At 71.8% G+C, this 17,834-nt stretch carries 15 protein-coding genes; 5 read left to right on the top strand and 10 right to left on the bottom strand.

Annotated features, from left to right (window positions below; genetic code table 11):
• The first annotated feature begins 4 nt into the window (after nt 1-4).
• Nucleotides 5-745 (top strand): class I SAM-dependent DNA methyltransferase, encoded by a 741-nt coding sequence (locus ACGF5O_RS30425; protein WP_393813068.1) that lies wholly within the window; start codon nt 5-7, stop codon nt 743-745.
• A 28-nt stretch (nt 746-773) separates the two neighbouring features.
• On the opposite strand, the gene ACGF5O_RS30420 is transcribed toward ACGF5O_RS30425, so the two are convergent.
• From ACGF5O_RS30420 to ACGF5O_RS30400, 5 genes are all read right to left on the bottom strand, one after another.
• Entirely contained in the window at nt 774-1,943 is a 1,170-nt protein-coding gene (locus tag ACGF5O_RS30420) for an MFS transporter (RefSeq protein ID WP_393813067.1), read from the bottom strand.
• Nucleotides 1,921-2,403, bottom strand: a complete 483-nt coding sequence (locus tag ACGF5O_RS30415; protein ID WP_393813129.1) for a GNAT family N-acetyltransferase — start codon at nt 2,401-2,403, stop codon at nt 1,921-1,923. Before ACGF5O_RS30415 ends, ACGF5O_RS30420 begins: the two co-directional genes overlap by 23 nt.
• A gap of 62 nt (nt 2,404-2,465) precedes the next feature.
• Nucleotides 2,466-3,650: a type III PLP-dependent enzyme gene (locus ACGF5O_RS30410; RefSeq protein ID WP_393813066.1), complete on the bottom strand. Its 1,185-nt coding sequence runs from the start codon at nt 3,648-3,650 to the stop codon at nt 2,466-2,468.
• 8 nt (nt 3,651-3,658) lie between these two features.
• Nucleotides 3,659-4,978 (bottom strand): DUF6271 family protein, encoded by a 1,320-nt coding sequence (locus ACGF5O_RS30405; RefSeq protein ID WP_393813065.1) that lies wholly within the window; start codon nt 4,976-4,978, stop codon nt 3,659-3,661.
• Nucleotides 4,960-6,033: a phytanoyl-CoA dioxygenase family protein gene (locus ACGF5O_RS30400; protein WP_393813064.1), complete on the bottom strand. Its 1,074-nt coding sequence runs from the start codon at nt 6,031-6,033 to the stop codon at nt 4,960-4,962. The genes ACGF5O_RS30405 and ACGF5O_RS30400 overlap by 19 nt, the downstream gene beginning before the upstream one ends.
• A 280-nt stretch (nt 6,034-6,313) precedes the next feature.
• Between ACGF5O_RS30400 and ACGF5O_RS30395 the strand changes: the two genes are divergently transcribed.
• Both ACGF5O_RS30395 and ACGF5O_RS30390 read left to right on the top strand, forming a co-directional pair.
• Nucleotides 6,314-7,825, top strand: coding sequence for a glycoside hydrolase family 3 protein (locus ACGF5O_RS30395; RefSeq protein ID WP_393813063.1), 1,512 nt, complete (start codon nt 6,314-6,316; stop codon nt 7,823-7,825).
• A gap of 132 nt (nt 7,826-7,957) precedes the next feature.
• On the top strand, nt 7,958-9,442 hold the full coding sequence (locus tag ACGF5O_RS30390) for a glycoside hydrolase family 76 protein (RefSeq protein WP_393813062.1): 1,485 nt from the start codon (nt 7,958-7,960) through the stop codon (nt 9,440-9,442).
• 26 nt (nt 9,443-9,468) lie between these two features.
• Here ACGF5O_RS30390 and ACGF5O_RS30385 read toward each other — a convergent pair whose 3' ends face one another.
• Nucleotides 9,469-9,897 (bottom strand): secondary thiamine-phosphate synthase enzyme YjbQ, encoded by a 429-nt coding sequence (locus ACGF5O_RS30385; RefSeq protein WP_393813061.1) that lies wholly within the window; start codon nt 9,895-9,897, stop codon nt 9,469-9,471.
• Nucleotides 9,898-9,982: 85 nt separating this feature from the next.
• On the opposite strand from ACGF5O_RS30385, the gene ACGF5O_RS30380 reads away from it, so the two are divergent.
• Complete coding sequence (locus tag ACGF5O_RS30380; protein WP_393813060.1) at nt 9,983-11,059, top strand: NAD(P)-binding domain-containing protein; 1,077 nt, start codon at nt 9,983-9,985, stop codon at nt 11,057-11,059.
• A 12-nt stretch (nt 11,060-11,071) separates the two neighbouring features.
• On the opposite strand, the gene mltG is transcribed toward ACGF5O_RS30380, so the two are convergent.
• Nucleotides 11,072-11,980: an endolytic transglycosylase MltG gene (gene mltG / locus ACGF5O_RS30375; protein ID WP_393813059.1), complete on the bottom strand. Its 909-nt coding sequence runs from the start codon at nt 11,978-11,980 to the stop codon at nt 11,072-11,074.
• Between the two features lie 85 nt (nt 11,981-12,065).
• Entirely contained in the window at nt 12,066-13,967 is a 1,902-nt protein-coding gene (locus ACGF5O_RS30370) for an ABC transporter ATP-binding protein (protein ID WP_393813058.1), read from the bottom strand.
• A gap of 95 nt (nt 13,968-14,062) precedes the next feature.
• Here ACGF5O_RS30370 and ACGF5O_RS30365 point away from each other — a divergent pair, with 95 nt between their 5' ends.
• A complete protein-coding gene (locus tag ACGF5O_RS30365; RefSeq protein ID WP_393813057.1) occupies nt 14,063-14,515 on the top strand; it encodes a MarR family winged helix-turn-helix transcriptional regulator in 453 nt (150 codons plus the stop codon).
• 73 nt (nt 14,516-14,588) lie between these two features.
• On the opposite strand, the gene ACGF5O_RS30360 is transcribed toward ACGF5O_RS30365, so the two are convergent.
• Nucleotides 14,589-15,926 carry a cation:dicarboxylate symporter family transporter gene (locus tag ACGF5O_RS30360; protein WP_393813056.1) on the bottom strand — a complete coding sequence of 446 codons (1,338 nt, stop codon included), beginning with the start codon at nt 15,924-15,926 and terminating at the stop codon, nt 14,589-14,591.
• 182 nt (nt 15,927-16,108) lie between these two features.
• Nucleotides 16,109-17,707, bottom strand: a complete 1,599-nt coding sequence (locus ACGF5O_RS30355; protein ID WP_393813055.1) for a peptide-N4-asparagine amidase — start codon at nt 17,705-17,707, stop codon at nt 16,109-16,111.
• Between the last annotated feature and the right edge of the window lie 127 nt (nt 17,708-17,834).

The raw sequence follows: 17,834 nt of genomic DNA, 5'->3' as shown, positions 1-17,834 counted from the left end.
GCTCGTGACGACCAGTGAGCTGTGGAGCCGGGCCGAAGCCGACCGTTACGACGGCGAGGAGAACGAGATGTCCTCGGCGGCCGTGCTCGGCCCGACCGTCGACTTCCTCGCCGAACTCGCTGGCGACGGCCCGGCGTTGGAGTTCGCCATCGGCACGGGGCGGGTCGGCGTCCCGCTGCGGGAGCGCGGGGTGCCGGTGGCGGGCATCGAGTACTCCGAGCACATGGTTGCGGTGCTGCGGCAGAAGGCCGACGCGGAGACCCTGCCGGTCGTGGTCGGAGACATGGCCACCGCCACCGTGCCCGGCGAGTTCGCCCTGGTCTACCTCGTCTACAACACGATCTCGAACCTGCTCACCCAGGACGAGCAGGTCGAGTGCTTCCGCAACGCGGCCCGGCATCTGCGGCCCGGCGGCCGGTTCGTGATCGAACTGGGGGTGCCGCCGCTGCGACTGCTGCCGCCCGGCCAGGTCGCGGTGCCGTTCGACGTCTCCGCGGGCCATCTCGGCTTCGACACCTTCGACCTGGTCGAACAGATCCTCGTCTCGCACCACCTCACCCGCGACGGCGAGGACGGCCGCTACCGCCGGGACGCCTCCCGGCACCGCTACGCCTGGCCCGCGGAACTGGACCTGATGGCCCGCCTCGCGGGCCTCGCACCGGAACGCCGGGTGTCCGACTGGGACGGCTCACCGTTCACCCAGGACTCCACGAAGCACATCTCGGTGTGGCGCAGACCCGAGTGATCGGCCCGGCCACCGGCCCGGGCACCGGTCAGCCGCTCACCGGCGTCCACCGGATCCGCGTACTGCACAGGGAGACCACGACGGCCGCCGCGGCGACGACCGCGAGGCCCCACACCAGGCTGCTCGAACTCGCGACGAAGCCGATGAGCGGGGGGCCGGCCAGCAGGCCCGTCGTGCCCGTGGCCGCGACGAGGGCCAGCGTCTCCGAGCCCTGTTTCGCCGCGGCGACGTAGACGCAGGGGGTGACCGCCGCGCAGCCCAGTCCGACGCAGGCGAAGCCGATGAGCGCCGCCGCCACTCCCCCGCTCAGCAGGGCGAAGGCGAGCCCGGCGGCGGCGAGGGCGCTGCCGAACAGCACGACGCGGCCGTCGCCCCAGCGGCTGCGCCAGCCGTCCGCGAAGAGGCGGGCCAGGACCATCATGCCGGAGAACACGGCGATGCCCATCGGCGCCAACTCCGCGGTCGCCTTGGCGACTTCCCGCAGGTAGAGGGCGGACCAGTCGTTCATGGCGCCCTCGGTCACCGTGCCGAACGCCATGGCGCAGCACATCCAGAGCGTGACACGGGACGGCAGGCTCCAGCCGGTGCGGCTCCTGCCTTCGTTCGCCTTCTCCGCCGCGGGGGCCTCGTCGTCGAGCAGGCCGGGGCGCGCCAGGGCCGTCAGCAGGACGAGGACGGCGGCGGCCACGCCGAAGTGCGCCGTGACCGAGGAGGTGGCCGCGTTCATGCCGGAGGCGAGCAGCGCGGCGAGCAGGGAGCCGGCGCTGAACGTCGCGTGCAGCCGGGCCATGGTGTTGCGGCTGTACCGGGTCTCCAGGGCCGTTCCCTGGGCGTTCATGGCGACGTTCAGGCACCCGACGAACACGCCGTCGGCCACCATGACCAGCAGGGCGACCGGGTAGTCCGGGGCGAGCGCGAGTGCCAGGAGCAGCAGGGTCAGGCAGAGGGCCGACAGCAGGGCCAGCCGTGCGGAGCCCAGCCGTTTCATGAGGACCGGCACCAGGGGGAACGACGCGACCGCGCCGATGCCGGCCGCCATCAGGAGCACCCCCACCTCGGCCGCGGTCAGCCCGAGGTCGGCCTTGATGGCGGGGATCCTGGAGGCCCAGGTGGCGTACTGGAATCCGAGGGAGCAGAACAGTGCGGCGATGGCCACCTGGCTGCGCTGGAAGGGGTCACGGGCAGGGAACACGCGCATCAACTCGCTTCGTCGGCTCGACCGTCGTACGGGACATGTAGACGGCGTTCGCGCCGTATCCGTCCGGGGAGATCCCGGGGTGGGCGGTGAACCCGCGTGCCGTCCAGAACGGTTCGCTGCGGCCGACGGCGATCAGCGAGATGCGTTCGAATCCGCGGGCGGTCGCGGTCCACGTGAGGTGGTTCAGGAGACGCCGTCCCAGTCCCCTGCCGCGCAGCCGTTCCACCACGACGAGGTCGTGCAGGTGCAGGTTGCGCGGCGGGAGGGAGGGGAGCGCGGGCTGCTCCGCCCGTTCGAGGTCGGGGTAACCGAAGGGCGGGTAGGGCAGTGCCAGCACGTACCCGGACTGCCGGGAGCCGACGTCGAGGACGAAACAGGTCGCCGGCGAGGCGTCCGCCCTGGATCGCAGGGCTGCGCGCCCCTCCGTGAGGCCGAGTTCCGTGTAGGCGTGGGATTCCATCGCGGTGATGGCGTCCCAGTCGGCGGCGGCGATGGGGCGTATGCGTATGCCGTCGTCGCCGCTCACCGGAGCTCTCCGTCGACGCAGGTGTACGGGAGCGGGGCGAAGCCGTTGAAGCCCTGGGTCGTGTAACTGAGCGCGTAGGCGCCGCTGGAGAGCACCCAGACGGGGTCGCCGGAGGCCAGGTCCCCGGGGACCCGGACCAGGGCGTGTCCCCGGGGGTAGGCGTCGTCGCTGTCGCAGGTGGGTCCGGCGAGGACGGCGGGGACGTACGCGGACCCCGCGTCGGGGTGGCTGGGGAAGACGAGCGGGTACTGGAGCGCGTCCATCTCGTAGAGCCCGTTGAACTTGCCGCAGCTCAGGTAGAGCCAGTGCTGCCGCTCGCCGTCCGGTCCGCGCCGCTCGGACAGGCGGGCCACGTGGGCGCGGATGGCCCCGTGGTCGGCGACGAGGTGACGTCCCGGCTCCAGGACGAACGAGAGGTGCTCGCCGTGGACCTTCCTGAGGTGGCGCATCCCCTCCCGGATGACGGCGAAGATCTTGTCCAGCGGCGGTTCCAGGGGCAGGCCGTGCCGGTCGAGGTAGCCCAGGGCCGGCAGCCCGCCGCCCAGGTTGACGTGGTTCAGGACGATTCCGCGCCGCCCCAGGGCGGTCAGGACGTCCGCCAGGCACTCGACGGCGCTGTGCCAGGCGTCGGCCGTCATCTGCTGGGAGCCGACGTGCACGGACAGCCCGGAGGGTGTCAGGCCCGTCTCCCGTGCCGTCTCCAGGATCCGCACCGCGTCCGCGGGTGAGCAGCCGAACTTGTGGCTCAGTCCCCACAGCGCCCCGTCGCCGCTCGTCGCCAGCCGGCAGAACACGCGGGCTCCCGGGGCGTGGGCCGCGACGGCCGCCAGGTCCTCGACGCTGTCGGTCGCGAAGTCCCGCACGCCGAGCCGGTGGGCGTCGGCGATGTCCCGGTCGGACTTGACGGTGTTGCCGTAGTGGGTCCTGCCGACCGGCACGCCCGCGCGCAGCGCCTGTTCCAGTTCGCGGGGGCTCGCCCCGTCGACCCCCGCGCCCTCGCCCGCCAGGCACTCGACCACCTCGTCCACCGGGCAGGCCTTCAGGGCGAACCGGACGTCGACGCCGGGCAGTTCACGCCGCAGGGTGGCGTAGCCGCGCCGGATCCCGGCCAGGTCGAAGAAGATCCCGTCCTCGGTGGCGCCCGCCAGGGCGGCGAGCAGGGGCGCGGAGGCGTGGGCCATGGCCGCCGTCACCGCCGCTGCCCGGGTGCCGGGGGTACGGGGGTACGGCGGGCCGCGTCGACCAGTGGTTCCCACGCCTCCGTGAGCAGGGCGAAGTCCTCGATGTCGCCGCGGGCTTCGTCCAGGAGGCGTTCGCGGCGCCCGCTCAGCAGGTCGGCGAACTCGGCGTACCGGCCGCCGAGTTTCCGGTAGGCGGTGTCGAGGGCGTCCAGCCGGTGGACGTTCTCGCTCCGGCCGAGTCCCGCGCTCTCCCTGGCCAGCCGGGCCACGGTGGACGCGCGCACCCGGCCCTGCCCGTCGAGCAGTGACTCGCCCTCTCGGGCCATGTGGGCGTAGACGGAGTTGAAGTAGAGCATCGACAGCAGGAACTTGACGAAGCGCAGCTGGTACGCGACGAACCCGGAGTCGGTGCGGCGTTCACCGGTGTAGAAGTTGACGATGTTCCGGTTGTGCAGGACGCCCGGCAGCGCGGCGTCGTGGACCAGGTGGATCAGGAAGTAGTCGCTGCCGATCGTGTCGGTCGCGGGCGGCAGGGGCACGTGTTCGTGGACGCCGTGGAAGGCGATGTTGCACATGTCCACGCGCATGGGGTCGACCAGGGTCAGGGTGGAGTGGTCGGCGGTGAAGGCGTCCGTGCCCGCACCCCGGAACGACTCCTCGACGAGTTCTGTCTTCTGCTCGGGCGTCCAGTGCGCGGGCGCCCACAGGCCGACCATGTCGTGGTAGACGTCCGGGTCGATCCGGAGTATCTCGCCGATGTCCACGGACAGTTCGCCGACGAAGGAGCTGCCGACCATCGCGACCCGCCGGTCCATGCGGTCGGCGGCGAGCGCGGTCTCGGTGACGTGACGGGCGGCGTCGGCCGCTCGGCTGCCGAGCGCCAGTAGTTCGTGGTGGACGGGGAAGACCGGATCGCCGTCCACGGTCTGGTACCGGCTGTCGGAGTCCCTGCGGTGCACGGACTCGCAGCCGAGCGCGGCGGCGAGGAGGAAGGCGCGGTTGGTGCAGGCGCCGTAGGAGACGCCGGCGGGCAGCATCAGGTCCAGCAGGAGGTCGGGCTTCGTGGCCGCGGACCGGTCGATCGCGCGCCGCAGGAAGTCCCGCTGCCGTGCCTCGTCGAGGTGGTGGACGGTGATCCGCGGGTGCTCGGGTGTCCGGCGCACGGCTTCCGCGTGTTCGGCGTGGGCCGGTGCGTCGCTGGAGTCCAGGATCAGGAGATGCACCTCGACATCGAAGTGCCGGGCGGCGTAGGCCGCTTCCTCGGCCACGGCCGTGATCGTCGCCGCGCAGGGCCTGTTGGTGGGCAGGGTCAGGCAGATTCGGCGCATGTCTCTTCTCCGGCCGGCCGCTGCGCACCGTTGAGGTCCGCCCCGCTCCAGGACGTGCGGCCCAGCAGCCTGGAGCCGAGTTCGTCGAGCGTGGCCGTGCCGTACCGCAGGGACTCGTGCCGCCTGGCGTCGCCGAGCAGCGTGGCGTTCCAGTCGGGGGTGGCGAGGGTGCGCCAGGACTCGACGCGGGAGCGCCGGAGCGATGCGTGGGACTCCAGTGCCGGCATCATCGACAGGTACTGGACCGCGCGCACCGTCCGCTCGGAGGTGTTCGGTGCCACGCCGTGCGCCAGCAGGCCGTTGAAGATGAGCAGGTCGCCGGCTTCGAGTTGCGGGCGCACCACGGGGAACTCGGCGCGGTCGATCCTGGGCCGGATCGGGTCGCGGTCCTCCGGCTGGAACGCCTTCCACTGGTCGAAGCGTTTGAACAGCTCGGGGCAGCACTGGAAGCCGCCCAGTTCCGGCCCGGTGTCGGTGAGGGCGATGATCCCCTGGACGCGTTGCGGCAGGACACCGAGCGTGGTGTCGACGTCCCAGTGCAGTTCGATGTCGAAGCCCTCGGACGTGCCCGGGATCAGGGCCCGGTCGCGGTTCCTGATGTTGGGCGGGTTCAGGTTGAGCCGGTCGAGCGTCACCCACAGCTCTTCGCAGTCCCAGACGTCGACGAAGGCGTCGTAGACCCGGCGGTTCTGGCGGCTGTCCCAGAGGAGCTGGTGGTGGTAGGCCTCGACGAAGCCGTAGACGTGCAGGTCCCGGTCGAGGTCGGAGCGGTACTCGCGCTCCTCGTACCAGGTCTCCGGGCGCTCGGGGTCCAGCCCCTCGAACTCCCAGGCGAAGTCGAGCAGTTCGCGGGCGGAGGCGGCGGGGATGGCCTGCTTGACCACCACGTAGCCGTACGTCTGCCAGTGGGCGAGGTCCTCCTCGGAGAGGACTCGCAGCGGGCGGGTCTTGGTCAGGTCCCGCAGGGGTGTCCGGGCGAGGTAGGTCTCGCCGTCCGAGCTGAAGTAAGGGATGTCCGAGGGGGCTCGATGGAGATAACGGTCAGTCGTGGGCATGCGGTGCTCCACACCTCGATATCAGGTACCGGCGGCCCGACCGGGTCGCCAACTGCGCGGAGTGAGGGACGGGGACCGTGCCTGCAGGGTCACTGCACCACGGGCCACACCAGCCCCTCTTCGAACTCGCGTGCCTCCAACTTGGACTAGACCAACTCATCCTGTCAAACACCCCAGTTGAGGGCGCGTTTCACCAACAGGGCACGGTCCAGGCCCCCTTGACACGTGCGGCTAGCCTGACGGGGACGCATTGGTCTGTACCAAGAGGAGGGCGCACGCTATGGTCTCCAGCAAGCACAGCCAGGAGTTGCGACGACTGGCGCGCTCCGTCCTGCAGCCGGGGTTCGTGGGCACCGAGGCCCCCGACTGGGTGCTGCGCGAGATCGGGGACGGGCTGGCATCGGTCGTGCTGTTCGCCCGCAACATCGTCACGCCCGAGCAGGTCGCCCGCCTGACCGGGCAACTACGCGCGGAGAATCCAGAGTTGATCATCGCGATCGACGAGGAGGCCGGTGACGTCACCCGGATCGAGTCGGCGACCGGCTCCACCCGGCCGGGCAACTTCGCCCTCGGCACCGTCGACGACACCGAGCTCACCGAGGCCGTCGCCGCCGACCTGGGCCGCCAGCTGCGCACGGCCGGGGTCAGCCTCGACTACGCACCGAGCGCGGACGTGAACTCCAACCCCGACAACCCGATCATCGGGGTCAGGTCCTTCGGCGTCGACGCCAAGGTGGTCGCGCGGCACACCGGCGCCTGGATCCGGGGACTCCAGTCGGCCGGCGTCGCCGCCTGCGCCAAGCACTTCCCCGGCCACGGCGACGTGGCCGTCGACTCCCACCACGGGCTGCCCGTCTACGAGGCCGACCGCGACCGGATCGCCGAGCAGGCCCTGCCGCCGTTCCGGGCCGCCCTCGACGCGGGCGTCCGCGCGGTGATGAGCGGCCACCTGCTGGTCCCCGCCTACGACCCCGACCTGCCGGCCACGCTGAGCCGCCGCATCCTGGAGGAACTGCTGCGCCAGGAGCTCGGGTTCGACGGCATCATCGTCACCGACGCCATCGAGATGGGCGCCGTGACCGGCCGTTACGGGATCGGCGGGGCCACGGTCCGGGCCGTCGCCGCCGGTGCCGACGCCGTCTGCGTGGGCGGCGAGAACGCCGACGAGGCCACCGCGGGGCAGCTCGTGAACGCCCTCACGGACGCCGTGCTCGCGGGCGGCCTGCCGGAGGAGCGGCTCGCCGAGGCGAGCCTTCGCGTCCGGGAGTTCGCGGCCTGGTCGGCGGGGCTCAGCCCGGCCGGCACCGCCGTCTGGGACGCCGACGGCATCGGCTTCACGGCGGCCCGCCGCGCCATCCGGCTGACCGGGGCCGTACGGCACGCCCTGCCGCTGGTCAACGCGCCGCACGTGGTGGAACTGGTGCCCACCACCAACCTCGCCATCGGCAAGGAGACCCCCTGGGGCGTGGCCGCCCCGCTGGGCGAGCGGCTGCCGGGGACGACCTCCGCCCGGGTGGGCCGCGAGGAACTGCTGTCCCGCGCGGGCACCCTGGAGGCGCGGGCGCTCACCCCCGCCGCCGGACGGCCCCTGGTCGTGGTGGTGCGCGATGCCGCCCGGCACGCGTGGATGGCGCGGGCCCTCACGGAGCTCGTCGCCGCCCGGCCCGACGCGATCGTCGTGGAGATGGGCCTGCCGGGCACCGTCGTGCCCTCCGCCGCCCAGATCTTCACGCACGGCGCCACGGCCGCCTCCGGGGTGGCCGCCGCAGAGGTGCTGGCCGGTGCCCTTTAGTGCAGACCTGAGTGCACATTGGTACGGACCTGAGCGCAACGTCCGTACCCGCGCGCCACGTTGACGCCCCCCTTCCTCTTCCCTACGTTCCGAGAGCGCTCTCACATCCGCCCCTCGAAGCAGGGAGGTGCCATGTCCCCCGTGCGCAGATCCGCCGGGCGCGCCCTTCGCCGACTGGCGGCGGCACTCGCTCCGGCACTGTTCACCGTCCTTCTCCCGCTCACGCCCCCGGCAGCCGCCGCCGACACCGGCGCGGCGGCCACCGTCTGCAACAGGTACTGCGACGCCCGGGACCCGGCGCTCTCCCCGGGTGACCGCACCCCGGTCACGGCCGGCATCTACTCCCGGTCGATCGTCCTGCACTTCGACGACGCCGACGCGATGGGCTGGGCCTCCACAGACAACGGCAGCCCGGGCGACGAGGTGTGGCTCGACCGCTCCTTCGACGGCGGCCGCACCTGGAGCTCGGGCAGCAAGCTCGGCGACACCACCGTGCCCACCGGCCAGCGCGGCTGGCGCACGCTCATGTACAACGTCGACGACTGGAACAACCTCGGCGTCGGCGCCCTGCGCGCCTGCGGCAAGGCCGGGGACCGCGCGGAGATCTCGTGCACCCCCTGGGCCCGCACCACCTGGAACGCGGGCGAGCCGCGCACCGCCGCGGCCACCGGCCTGATGACCTTCTACGACTACGGGACCGGCCTGTTCGACACCACCGGCTGGTGGAACTCCGCGAACGCCCTGACCGCGGTCATCGACAACATCCGCGTGACAGGCATGGGCAGTTACCGGTACGCGATCGCCCGCACCTACGACCTGAACATCAACGCGCAGGGCGGGCAGTTCCGCAACGACTACATCGACGACACCGGCTGGTGGGGCCTGGCCTGGGTGGCCGCCTACGACCTGACCGGCGACACCCGCTACCTGGACACGGCCCGCGCGGACGCCGACCACATGGCCGCCTACTGGGACTCCACCTGCGGCGGCGGAGTGTGGTGGAGCACGGCGAGGACGTACAAGAACGCGATCGCCAACTCCCTCTACATCCAGCTCAACGCGGCTCTCCACAACCGCGTCCAGGGCGACACCACCTACCTCGCCCGGGCCCGGGCCGGCTGGACCTGGTTCCAGGGCACCGGCATGGTCAACGGCTCGCACCTGGTCAACGACGGCATCGACCTGTCCACCTGCGGCAACAACGGGCAGGCCGTCTGGTCGTACAACCAGGGTGTCCTGCTCGGCGCGCTCACCGAGCTGTACCGGGCCACGGGCGACGGCGGGCTGCTCACCAGCGCACGGCAGATCGCCGACGCGGCCACCACGACCTCTCTGCTGCACACCTCCGACGGCATCCTGCGCGATCCGTGCGAGAGCGGTGACTGCGGAGGCGACGGCCCGTCCTTCAAGGGCGCCGACGTCCGCGGGCTCGGCAGGCTCAACTCGGTACTCCCGGACCACCCCTACACCGACTACCTCAAGCGCCAGGCGGACCGCGCCCGCGCGAGCGACCGCAACGCCCTGGACCAGTACGGACTGCGCTGGTACGGGCCGCTCGACCAGGTGGACGCCGCCCGTCAGCAGAGCGCCGTCGACCTGCTCGACGCGGCGTCCTGACCGTCCGACGACACCGCCGGCCGGGGTCAGGAGCCCGCGAGGAACGTGACGCGAACCTTTCGCTGTGGATTGTCCCGGTTCGTGTCGACCAGGCAGACCGACTGCCAGGTGCCCAGTGCCAGGCGGCCGTTGATCACCGGGAGGGTGGCGTGCGGGGGGACGATCGCCGGGAGGACGTGGTCGCGGCCGTGGCCGGGGCTGCCGTGCCGGTGCTGCCAGCGGTCGTCGGCGGGGAGCAGGGTGTGCAGGGCGGCCAGCAGGTCGTCGTCGCTGCCGGCGCCGGTCTCCAGGACGGCGATGCCGGCCGTCGCGTGCGGGACGAAGATATTCAGCAGTCCGTCGCGGCCGGCGGCGGCCTCGCCGAGGAAGGCCTCGCAGTCGCCGGTCAGGTCGACGACCCGCTCCCGGCTACCGGTGGCGACATCGAGTTCTCGTGTGGTGAAGGCATCCGACATGGCTCCATCCTGGCCCATGCGCCGGACCGCGGGACAAGCGGCCGGGCCGGGAAGATCCATGGCGGTCTCCGCTGTTGGTGGAAGCGTGAACGATACGCGTGAGGTCGAGGCAGTCGTCATCGGCGCCGGTCAGGCGGGCCTGTCCAGCGCCTACCACCTGCGGCGCACCGGCTTCGAGCCGGACCGTGACTTCGTGGTGCTCGACCACTCCCCCGCACCCGGCGGCGCCTGGCAGTTCCGGTGGGCGTCCCTGACCTACGGCAAGGTGCACGGGATGCACGCGCTGCCGGGCATGGAGCTGACCGGGGCCGACCCGGCACGGCCGTCCGCCGAGGTCATCGGGGAGTACTTCGCGGACTACGAGCGCACCTTCGGCCTGCGGGTGCACCGGCCGGTCGACGTCCGCGCGGTGCGCGAGGGCGAGGGCGGGCGGCTGCTCGTGGAGACGGACCGGGGCGACTGGTCGACGCGGGCGCTGGTCAACGCCACCGGCACCTGGGACCGGCCGTTCTGGCCGCGCTACCCGGGCCAGGAGACCTTCCGCGGGCGTCAGCTGCACACCGCCCAGTACGCCGGGCCCGAGGAGTTCGCCGGCAAACGGGTCGTGGTCGTCGGCGGTGGCGCCTCCGGCACCCAGCACCTGCTGGAGCTCGCCCCGTACGCGGCCGCCACCACCTGGGTCACCCGGCGGCCGCCGGTCTTCCGCGAGGGCCCCTTCGACGAGGGCGTGGGCCGCGCCGCGGTGGCGCTGGTGGAGGAGCGGGTACGGCAGGGGCTGCCGCCGCGGAGCGTGGTCTCGGTCACCGGGCTCCCGCTCAACGACGCGATCCGGCAGGGCCTGGCGGACGGGGTCCTGGACCGGCAGCCGATGTTCGACCGCGTCACGCCCGACGGGGTGGCGTGGAACGACGGGCGGCACGTCGACGCGGACGTCATCCTCTGGGCCACCGGCTTCCGGGCGGCCCTGGACCATCTGGCACCGCTGCGGCTGCGCGAGCCGGGCGGCGGGATCAGGATCGACGGGACCCGCGCGGTCGCCGACCCGCGCGTCCACCTCGTCGGCTACGGCCCGTCCGCGAGCACCATCGGCGCCAACCGCGCGGGGCGCGACGCCGTACGGGACATCAGGCGGCTGCTCGCCGGGGACCCGGTCGCCGCCTGACCTGCCGACCGCTCACCGCGGCGCCTGCGTGACCTGCGGCGACCGCTGGTTCCTGGTCTTCTGCGCGGCGTTGAAGTCGGCGACGTTGCGCTGGTGTTCGGCGAAATCGGCGGTGAACCGCGTGTCCCCCGGCTTGACCGTGACGAAGTACAGCCAGTTGCCCGGCGGCGGGTTCAGCGCCGCACGCATCGCGTCCGTGCCCGGGTTGTCGATCGGGGTGGGCGGCAGGCCCATGCGCTGGTAGGAGTTGTACGGGTTCTCGATCCGGGTGTCGTTCACCGTGGTGTTGAGGGTGCTGCGGTTGAGGGCGTAGTTGAGGGTGGAGTCCATCTGGAGCGGCATGCCGCGCTGCAGCCGGTTGAGGACGACACGCGCCACCTTTCCCATGTCGACCTTGCCGGCGGCCTCGGCCTGGGCGATGCTGGCGATCGTCACCGCCTGGTAGACGTTCATCGCGTCGCGCTGCGCACCGGCCGCGACGGGTGCCCAGCCGAACCGCTGGTTGGCGGTGTCGACCATGGCCCGCAACACCGACTGCGGGGTCGCGTCCTTGCCCAGGGGATAGGTGGCCGGGAAGAGATAGCCCTCCGGGTTGCCCCCGGCGTCGCCGGGGAGCTTCAGGCCCGCGCTGCCGACGGAGCCCTTGGTGCTCCCGGCCGGGAGAGCGAGGGCCTTGTCGACGGCGTCGTAGACCTGGGTCGCGCGCCAGCCCTCCGGGATGACCAGGGTGGCGGCTCCGGCCCGGCCGCCGACCAGGGACAGCAGGGGCACCACCACGGCGGCACCGGCCACGACGGCGCCGGTCACGACGAGGACGAGCCTGCCCCGGCGGGTCAGCCGGATCGACTTGCCGCGCCTCGGGGCGCCGCGGCCGGCGGGCGTCCGTCGACTCGGTTTCCGTGGCGGAGTGTTCGTCTGCATGCGGGCACGTTAGCTCGCACAAGGCGATAAACCCGACATATCTTCTGCTTGTCGGCTCCACTGTGTCGGCTTCGAGAAGCCGGCTTCAGCCCGTCGGCGGTGTCGCGTGCCTGCGTCCCCGGTCGCCCCGTCGGCGTACCGGCCGGAGTGCCGTCTCGTGCTGAGCCACCTCGGCGGTTCCGGCCTGCTCCCCCGCCGTCTCCAGCCGGGCGTCCCGGCGCACCAGTGCCGCGTACCGGCCGTCGAGTTCGAGCAGCTCCTCGTGCGTGCCGCGTTCGGCCACCTGACCGGAGTCGAGGACGACGATCTGGTCGGCACCCTGGATCGTGGAGAGCCGGTGGGCGATGGTGATGGTCGTCCGGTTGGCGGACAGGGCGTCGATGGCGTCCTGGACCGCGTGTTCGGTACGGGTGTCCAGGGCGCTGGTCGCCTCGTCGAGGATGAGGACCGGCGGGTCGCGCAGGATGGTGCGCGCGATGGCCAGCCGCTGCTTCTCGCCGCCCGAGAACCGGTGTCCGCGTTCGCCGACGACGGTGTCGTAGCCGTCGGGCAGCGCGGCGATGTGCCCGTGTATCTGGGCCGCGCGGGCAGCCGCGTGGAGTTCCTCGTCGGTGGCGTCCGGCTTGGCGAAGCGCAGGTTGTCGGCGACCGAGGCGTGGAAGAGGTACGTCTCCTGGGAGACGACGCCGACCGCGCGGGCGAGGGTGTCGAAGTCGAGGTCACGGACGTCGACGCCGTCCAGGGTGACCCGGCCGCCGGTGACGTCGTAGAGCCGGGGCACCAGGTACCCGAGCGTGGACTTGCCGGCGCCGGTGGGGCCGACGACGGCCAAGCCGGTGCCGGCCGGGACGGCGATGTCGATGCCGTCGAGGACGGGCCCGCCCTTGTCGTCGTAGCGGAACTCGACCTTCTCGAAGCGGACCTCGCCCTTCACCCGGTCGAGGTGGACCGGCTGGTCGCGCTCGGTGATGTCGATGGGCAGGTCGAGGTACTCGAAGATGCGCTGGAAGAGCGCGAGCGAGGTCTGGATCTGGACGCCGGTCGCCAGCAGGCTCACGGCGGGGCGGAACAGGCCCTGCTGGAGGGAGACGAAGGCGACGATGGTGCCGAGCGAGATCTGCGGGCCGCCCATCTGGAGGGCCATGCCGGCGGTCCAGTAGATGACGGCGGGCATCGCGGCCATCACGATCGTGATCACGGCCATCCGCCAGCGGCCTGCCATGTTCGACCGCACTTCGAGGTCGACCAGCTGCTCGGACTCGTCGGCGAAGGAGGCGGTGAGCGAGTCGGCGCGGCCCATGGTCCGGCCGAGCAGGATGCCGCTGACGGAGAGCGACTCGGTGACCGTCGCGGCCATCGCGGCCATCTGCTTCTGGCGCTGGGTGGCGATCTTCTTGCGTTCGTTGCCGACCCGGCGGCTGATCCACACGAAGAGCGGGAGCAGGACCATCGAGACGATGGTGAGCCGCCAGTCGAGGGCGATCATCGCGACGATGGTGGCGACGACGCTGGTCAGGTTGGAGACCAGGGAGGTGGCCGTCGAGGTGACGGTGGCCTGCATGCCGCCGATGTCGTTGGCGATGCGGGACTGCACCTCGCCGGTGCGGGTGCGGGTGAAGAAGGCGAGCGACATGCGCTGCAGCCGGCCGTAGACGGCGGTGCGCAGGTCGTGCATGACGCGCTGGCCGACGGTGGTGGATATCAGCGTCTGCAGGACGCCGAAGACGCTGGTCAGGACGGCACTGAGGATCATGCCCAGCGCGAGCAGGCTGAGCAGTCCGGTGCGGCCCTGCGGGATCGCGGTGTCGAGGGTCGCCTTGAGCAGGAACGGGGTGGCGACCGAGACCAGCGAGGCGGCGCCGACCAGGAGGCCGACGACCGCGAGCCGGCCGCGGTAGGGGCGGAAGAGCCGGAGGATGCGGCGCACCTGGCGGGGTTGTCCGGCCGAGGTGCCGTCAGGGGTCCAGTTGATCTCGTCTCGGGGCATGGCTCCTACGGATGGGTGTGGTGTGTACGGACTCACGGAGCATAGCTCACTGTTACCTATACTCACAATGAACATGGTCCTGATATTGTTCCCGTATGAGCACCCCCGACCCCGACGGCCCGCTCGCCGAGCAGTTGCTGCGCCTCACCCGCCGGGTGTGGCGCATCCAGAAGCGCCATCTGGCGGCGCGCGATCTGGGCGTCACCCCCGCCCAGTCTCGGCTGCTGCGCACCCTCGCGCACTACGACGCACCCCCGCGCATGGCCGATCTCGCGGAGCGCCTCGAGGTGGTGCCGCGCGCGGTGACGACGCTGGTCGACGGGCTGGAGGCGAGCGGCAAGGTGTGCCGGGTGCCGGATCCGACGAACCGGCGGGTGACCCGGATCGAGATCACGGCGGAGGGGCACGAGACCCTGCGCGAGCTGCGGGCCGCACGGAGGTCGGCGGCCCAGGAGATCCTGGCTCCGCTCTCGCCGGAGCAGCGGGAGATGCTGGCCGGGCTGCTGGACACGCTGGTCGACGGGCCGGTGACGGCGAAGCACTGCTGAGGCATGAGGCATGAGGCATGAGGCATGACGAAGCGGCTCCCCGCCCGGCGCGGGGAGCCGCTTCGTCGCCCGGTCAGCCCTCGGACACCAGTTCCTCGGCCGGCTCCGCCGTGACGACCGCGACCTCACCGCCCAGCACCTGCTTCGCCCGCTCGACGTCCAGCGCGCCCTCCCAGCGGGAGACCGCGAAGACGGCCACGCAGTTGCCGAGCAGGTTGGTGACGACGCGCATCGAGTCCATGATCCGGTCCACGCCGAGCAGCAGGGCGACGGCACCGGCCGGGATCGCCCCGAGCGAGGAGGCGGTCGCGGACAGGGCGAGGAAGGCCGACCCGGGGATGCCGGCCATGCCCTTGCTGGTGAGCATCAGCACCAGGACCACGGTGATCTGCTGACCCAGGCTCAGGTCGACACCCACGGCCTGGGCGATGAACAGGGTGCCGATGGAGAGATAGAGCGAGGCGCCGTCGAGGTTGAAGGAGTAGCCGGTGGGCAGCACCAGACCCACCGCGTCGTCCCGGGCACCCGCCTTGCGCAGCTTCTGCATCACGCGCGGCAGCACGGACTCCGTGGAGGCGGTGCCGAGCGCCAGCAGCAGCTCCTCGCGGATGTAGCGGACGAACCTCCAGAGGCTGAGCCCGGTGAGGGCCTTCAGGGCGACGGCGAGCAGGGCGACGAAGAGCGCGGCGGCCGCGTAGCAGAGGACGATCAGCTTGGCGTAGGTCTCGATGACGCCGAGGCCGTACTGGCCGATCAGGACGGCCATCGCGCCGAAGACGGCGATCGGGGCGAGGCGCATCACGAAACCGACGATCGCGAAGATGATCTCCTGGGCCTGCTCGACGGCCGGCAGCACCTGGGGCACCCTGGTGTGGCCGAGGTGGAGCAGCGCCGCACCCACCAGGCAGGCCAGGACGAGCACTTGGAGCAGGGAGTTCTCGGCGAAGGCGCCGATGAAACTGGTGGGCAGGGCGTCGAGCACGAACTCGGTGGTCGAGGGCAGCGAGCCACCGCCCGTCTTGGCGTCGACCGCCTTGGCGCTCAGCGTGGCCGGGTCGACGTGCATCCCGGCGCCGGGCTGGACGATGTTGGCGGCGACGAGTCCGATGACCAGCGCGAGCGTGCTCGCCACCTCGAACCAGATCAGCGCCTTAAGCCCGATCCGCCCGAAGGCCTTCAGGTCGCCGGCCTTGGCGATGCCGACGACGACCACGCAGAACACCAGCGGCGAGATGATCGTCTTGATGAGCCGGGTGAAGCCGTCGCCGAGCGGCTGGAGGTCCGAGGCGAACCCGGGCCACAGCCGCCCGACGACGATGCCGAGCACGAGCGCGCAGGCGACCTGCGCGAAGAGAGAGGTACGCAGTATGCGTGCGAAGCGTCGCGGCAGGGACGGTACGGACGGCGGCACGGGCACTCCTGGTGGGGGGATCGACTCGCCGAAGCCGAGCGGGACTTCTGCGATACGGAAAGTGACTTCCGTGCCGATCACTCTGGAGGTGTTCTTGATCCCGTTCGAGACCGCCGCGTCACAGCCGTGTAAACAACGCGCCGGGTGACGCGTCGCACGCACCCCGGCTCAGCGGCGAGCGCTCAGCAGCGAAGGCGATCCACCGTCAGCACCCCCTGTTCGGTGGCCAGCGAGCGGTCGTAGCAGCCGTCCGGGCCGTACAGCCGGTAGCGCTCGCTCGACGTGCCGACCGCGTGCCGCTGGTCGCGCGGCACGTTCAGGGTGTACGTCGCGTCCCCGCTGTAGGTGTCGTCGAACCGTGACCAGTCGCCACCGGACCGCCTCACCGCCGCCCGGTCGCCGAGGGTGAGTTCGGTGCGCAGCCGGTCGTCGGTGCCGATGGTGGTGGCGCCGTCCATGGTGTAGGTGCGGTGGGTGCGGGTGGTCCGGGTGGCGCCGCCCGCCCGGACCGTGACGCTCTGGTCGTCCGTCCAGGTGGCGTCGAGCGCGTCCGTCGTCTCGCCGTCGTTCCAGCGGTGCACGGAGGTGTTGGCCAGCGTGCGGCTGACAGTGGTGGTCACCCGGCCGTGCGAGGTGTCGACGTATCCGGAGACGGTCAGCCGGTGCCCGGCGTCGGTGTCGACCCGGTACTCCCCCGAACCCGGGGTGTACACGGAGGAGTTGACGGGCTCGGAGGCCGTGGCCCCGGTGAGCCCTCCGGTGACCTGGGTCCGGTGCGCGTCCTGCCAGACCAGCACGTTCACGGGGGCGCTCCAGCCGGCCTGCCCCGCCGGCACGCCGGCGACGGAGACCTCGACCTGATGCGGGCGGCCGTCGTCGAGGATCCCCGCGAACGGCGTCAGGTCGTATTCGATCGGCTTGACGTCGAAGGCGCGCGGGCCCGGCACGACGTACCAGAGGAACGGGTTGGACCAGCCGCCCGTCCACACGTTCGGGAACGGCGCGGCGATTCCGGCCGGCCGGCCGTCGACCTTGATCTGCACCTCCCGGTAGGGCCCCTTGTCCGCCTTGCAGGAGTAGGAGGCGGGGTCGGCCACGGTCAGGTACCAGAACTCCTCGCAGCCGCCGCCGGATCCGGTGGCGTACACCTCGGCGACGATGCGTTCGCTGTTGCGCGGGGTGGTGAGGGTGGTGCCGTCGTCGGCCAGGGTGAGCACCTTGTCGGGGACCGAGGCCTCGGGGCGTCCCGCGTAGAAGGTGAGGGTGGCCTTGACGTCGATGACCCCGGTGTAGGTGTCGTCGACAACGTTGCCGATGAGCATCTCGACGTCCTGCGTGGAGCGGAAGGTGTCGCTGTAGCGGGTGACGTCCTTCTCCACGTGCCACTCGATGCCGTCCGGCGAGGGCTCCGGGGTGGAGGTGCGCAGTACCTCGACGCCGCCGACGTGCAGGTAGCCCAGGCGGTCGTACTGACGGCCCTTCACCTTGCCGTCGAGGCGCAGGACCACCCTGCTCCAGCGGTCGCCGCAGCCCCGCGGGGGCGTGTACGTTCCCCGGTACGGCGTGAAGTCGCGGAACTGGGCCTCGGCCAGGGTGACTTGGCAGGACCTGGCGCCCTTGGGCACGGAGACCGGCGGGGCCGCGGTGACCGGGTCGTGCCAGTCGGTGCCGAACTCGGCCGGGACGTCGGCGGCACGGGCGGCGGGCGCCCCCGTACCGAGGAGCGCACTCGCCAGGAGGGTCGCCCCGGCGAGCATGGACATGACTATCCGTCTTCTCATGGCCGGTGTTCTACGGGGAGTTGGCCACCGGCCGCAATGGCGGGACCCGTCGACAGCGGGCCGTTCGGCCACCCGCACCGGACGGGCGCACACCATGCCGACAAATAGTGCTATGAGCGGACAGCAC

Source organism: Streptomyces sp. NPDC048291, from assembly GCF_043201715.1.
GTDB lineage: Bacteria > Actinomycetota > Actinomycetes > Streptomycetales > Streptomycetaceae > Streptomyces.
Note: the sequence above shows the minus strand (reverse complement) of the source record. Positions and strands in the feature narration are given on the sequence as shown.

Bases quoted from the DNA above. Each gene is read 5' to 3' on its own strand.
- ACGF5O_RS30420 (WP_393813067.1), bottom strand. From the start codon at position 1,943: ATGCGCGTGTTCCCTGCCCGTGACCCCTTCCAGCGCAGCCAGGTGGCC.
- ACGF5O_RS30415 (WP_393813129.1), bottom strand. From the start codon at position 2,403: ATGGAATCCCACGCCTACACGGAACTCGGCCTCACGGAGGGGCGCGCA.
- ACGF5O_RS30410 (WP_393813066.1), bottom strand. From the start codon at position 3,650: ATGGCCCACGCCTCCGCGCCCCTGCTCGCCGCCCTGGCGGGCGCCACC.
- ACGF5O_RS30405 (WP_393813065.1), bottom strand. From the start codon at position 4,978: ATGCGCCGAATCTGCCTGACCCTGCCCACCAACAGGCCCTGCGCGGCG.
- ACGF5O_RS30400 (WP_393813064.1), bottom strand. From the start codon at position 6,033: ATGCCCACGACTGACCGTTATCTCCATCGAGCCCCCTCGGACATCCCT.
- ACGF5O_RS30395 (WP_393813063.1), top strand. From the start codon at position 6,314: ATGGTCTCCAGCAAGCACAGCCAGGAGTTGCGACGACTGGCGCGCTCC.
- ACGF5O_RS30390 (WP_393813062.1), top strand. From the start codon at position 7,958: ATGTCCCCCGTGCGCAGATCCGCCGGGCGCGCCCTTCGCCGACTGGCG.
- ACGF5O_RS30385 (WP_393813061.1), bottom strand. From the start codon at position 9,897: ATGTCGGATGCCTTCACCACACGAGAACTCGATGTCGCCACCGGTAGC.
- mltG (WP_393813059.1), bottom strand. From the start codon at position 11,980: ATGCAGACGAACACTCCGCCACGGAAACCGAGTCGACGGACGCCCGCC.
- ACGF5O_RS30370 (WP_393813058.1), bottom strand. From the start codon at position 13,967: ATGCCCCGAGACGAGATCAACTGGACCCCTGACGGCACCTCGGCCGGA.
- ACGF5O_RS30365 (WP_393813057.1), top strand. From the start codon at position 14,063: ATGAGCACCCCCGACCCCGACGGCCCGCTCGCCGAGCAGTTGCTGCGC.
- ACGF5O_RS30355 (WP_393813055.1), bottom strand. From the start codon at position 17,707: ATGAGAAGACGGATAGTCATGTCCATGCTCGCCGGGGCGACCCTCCTG.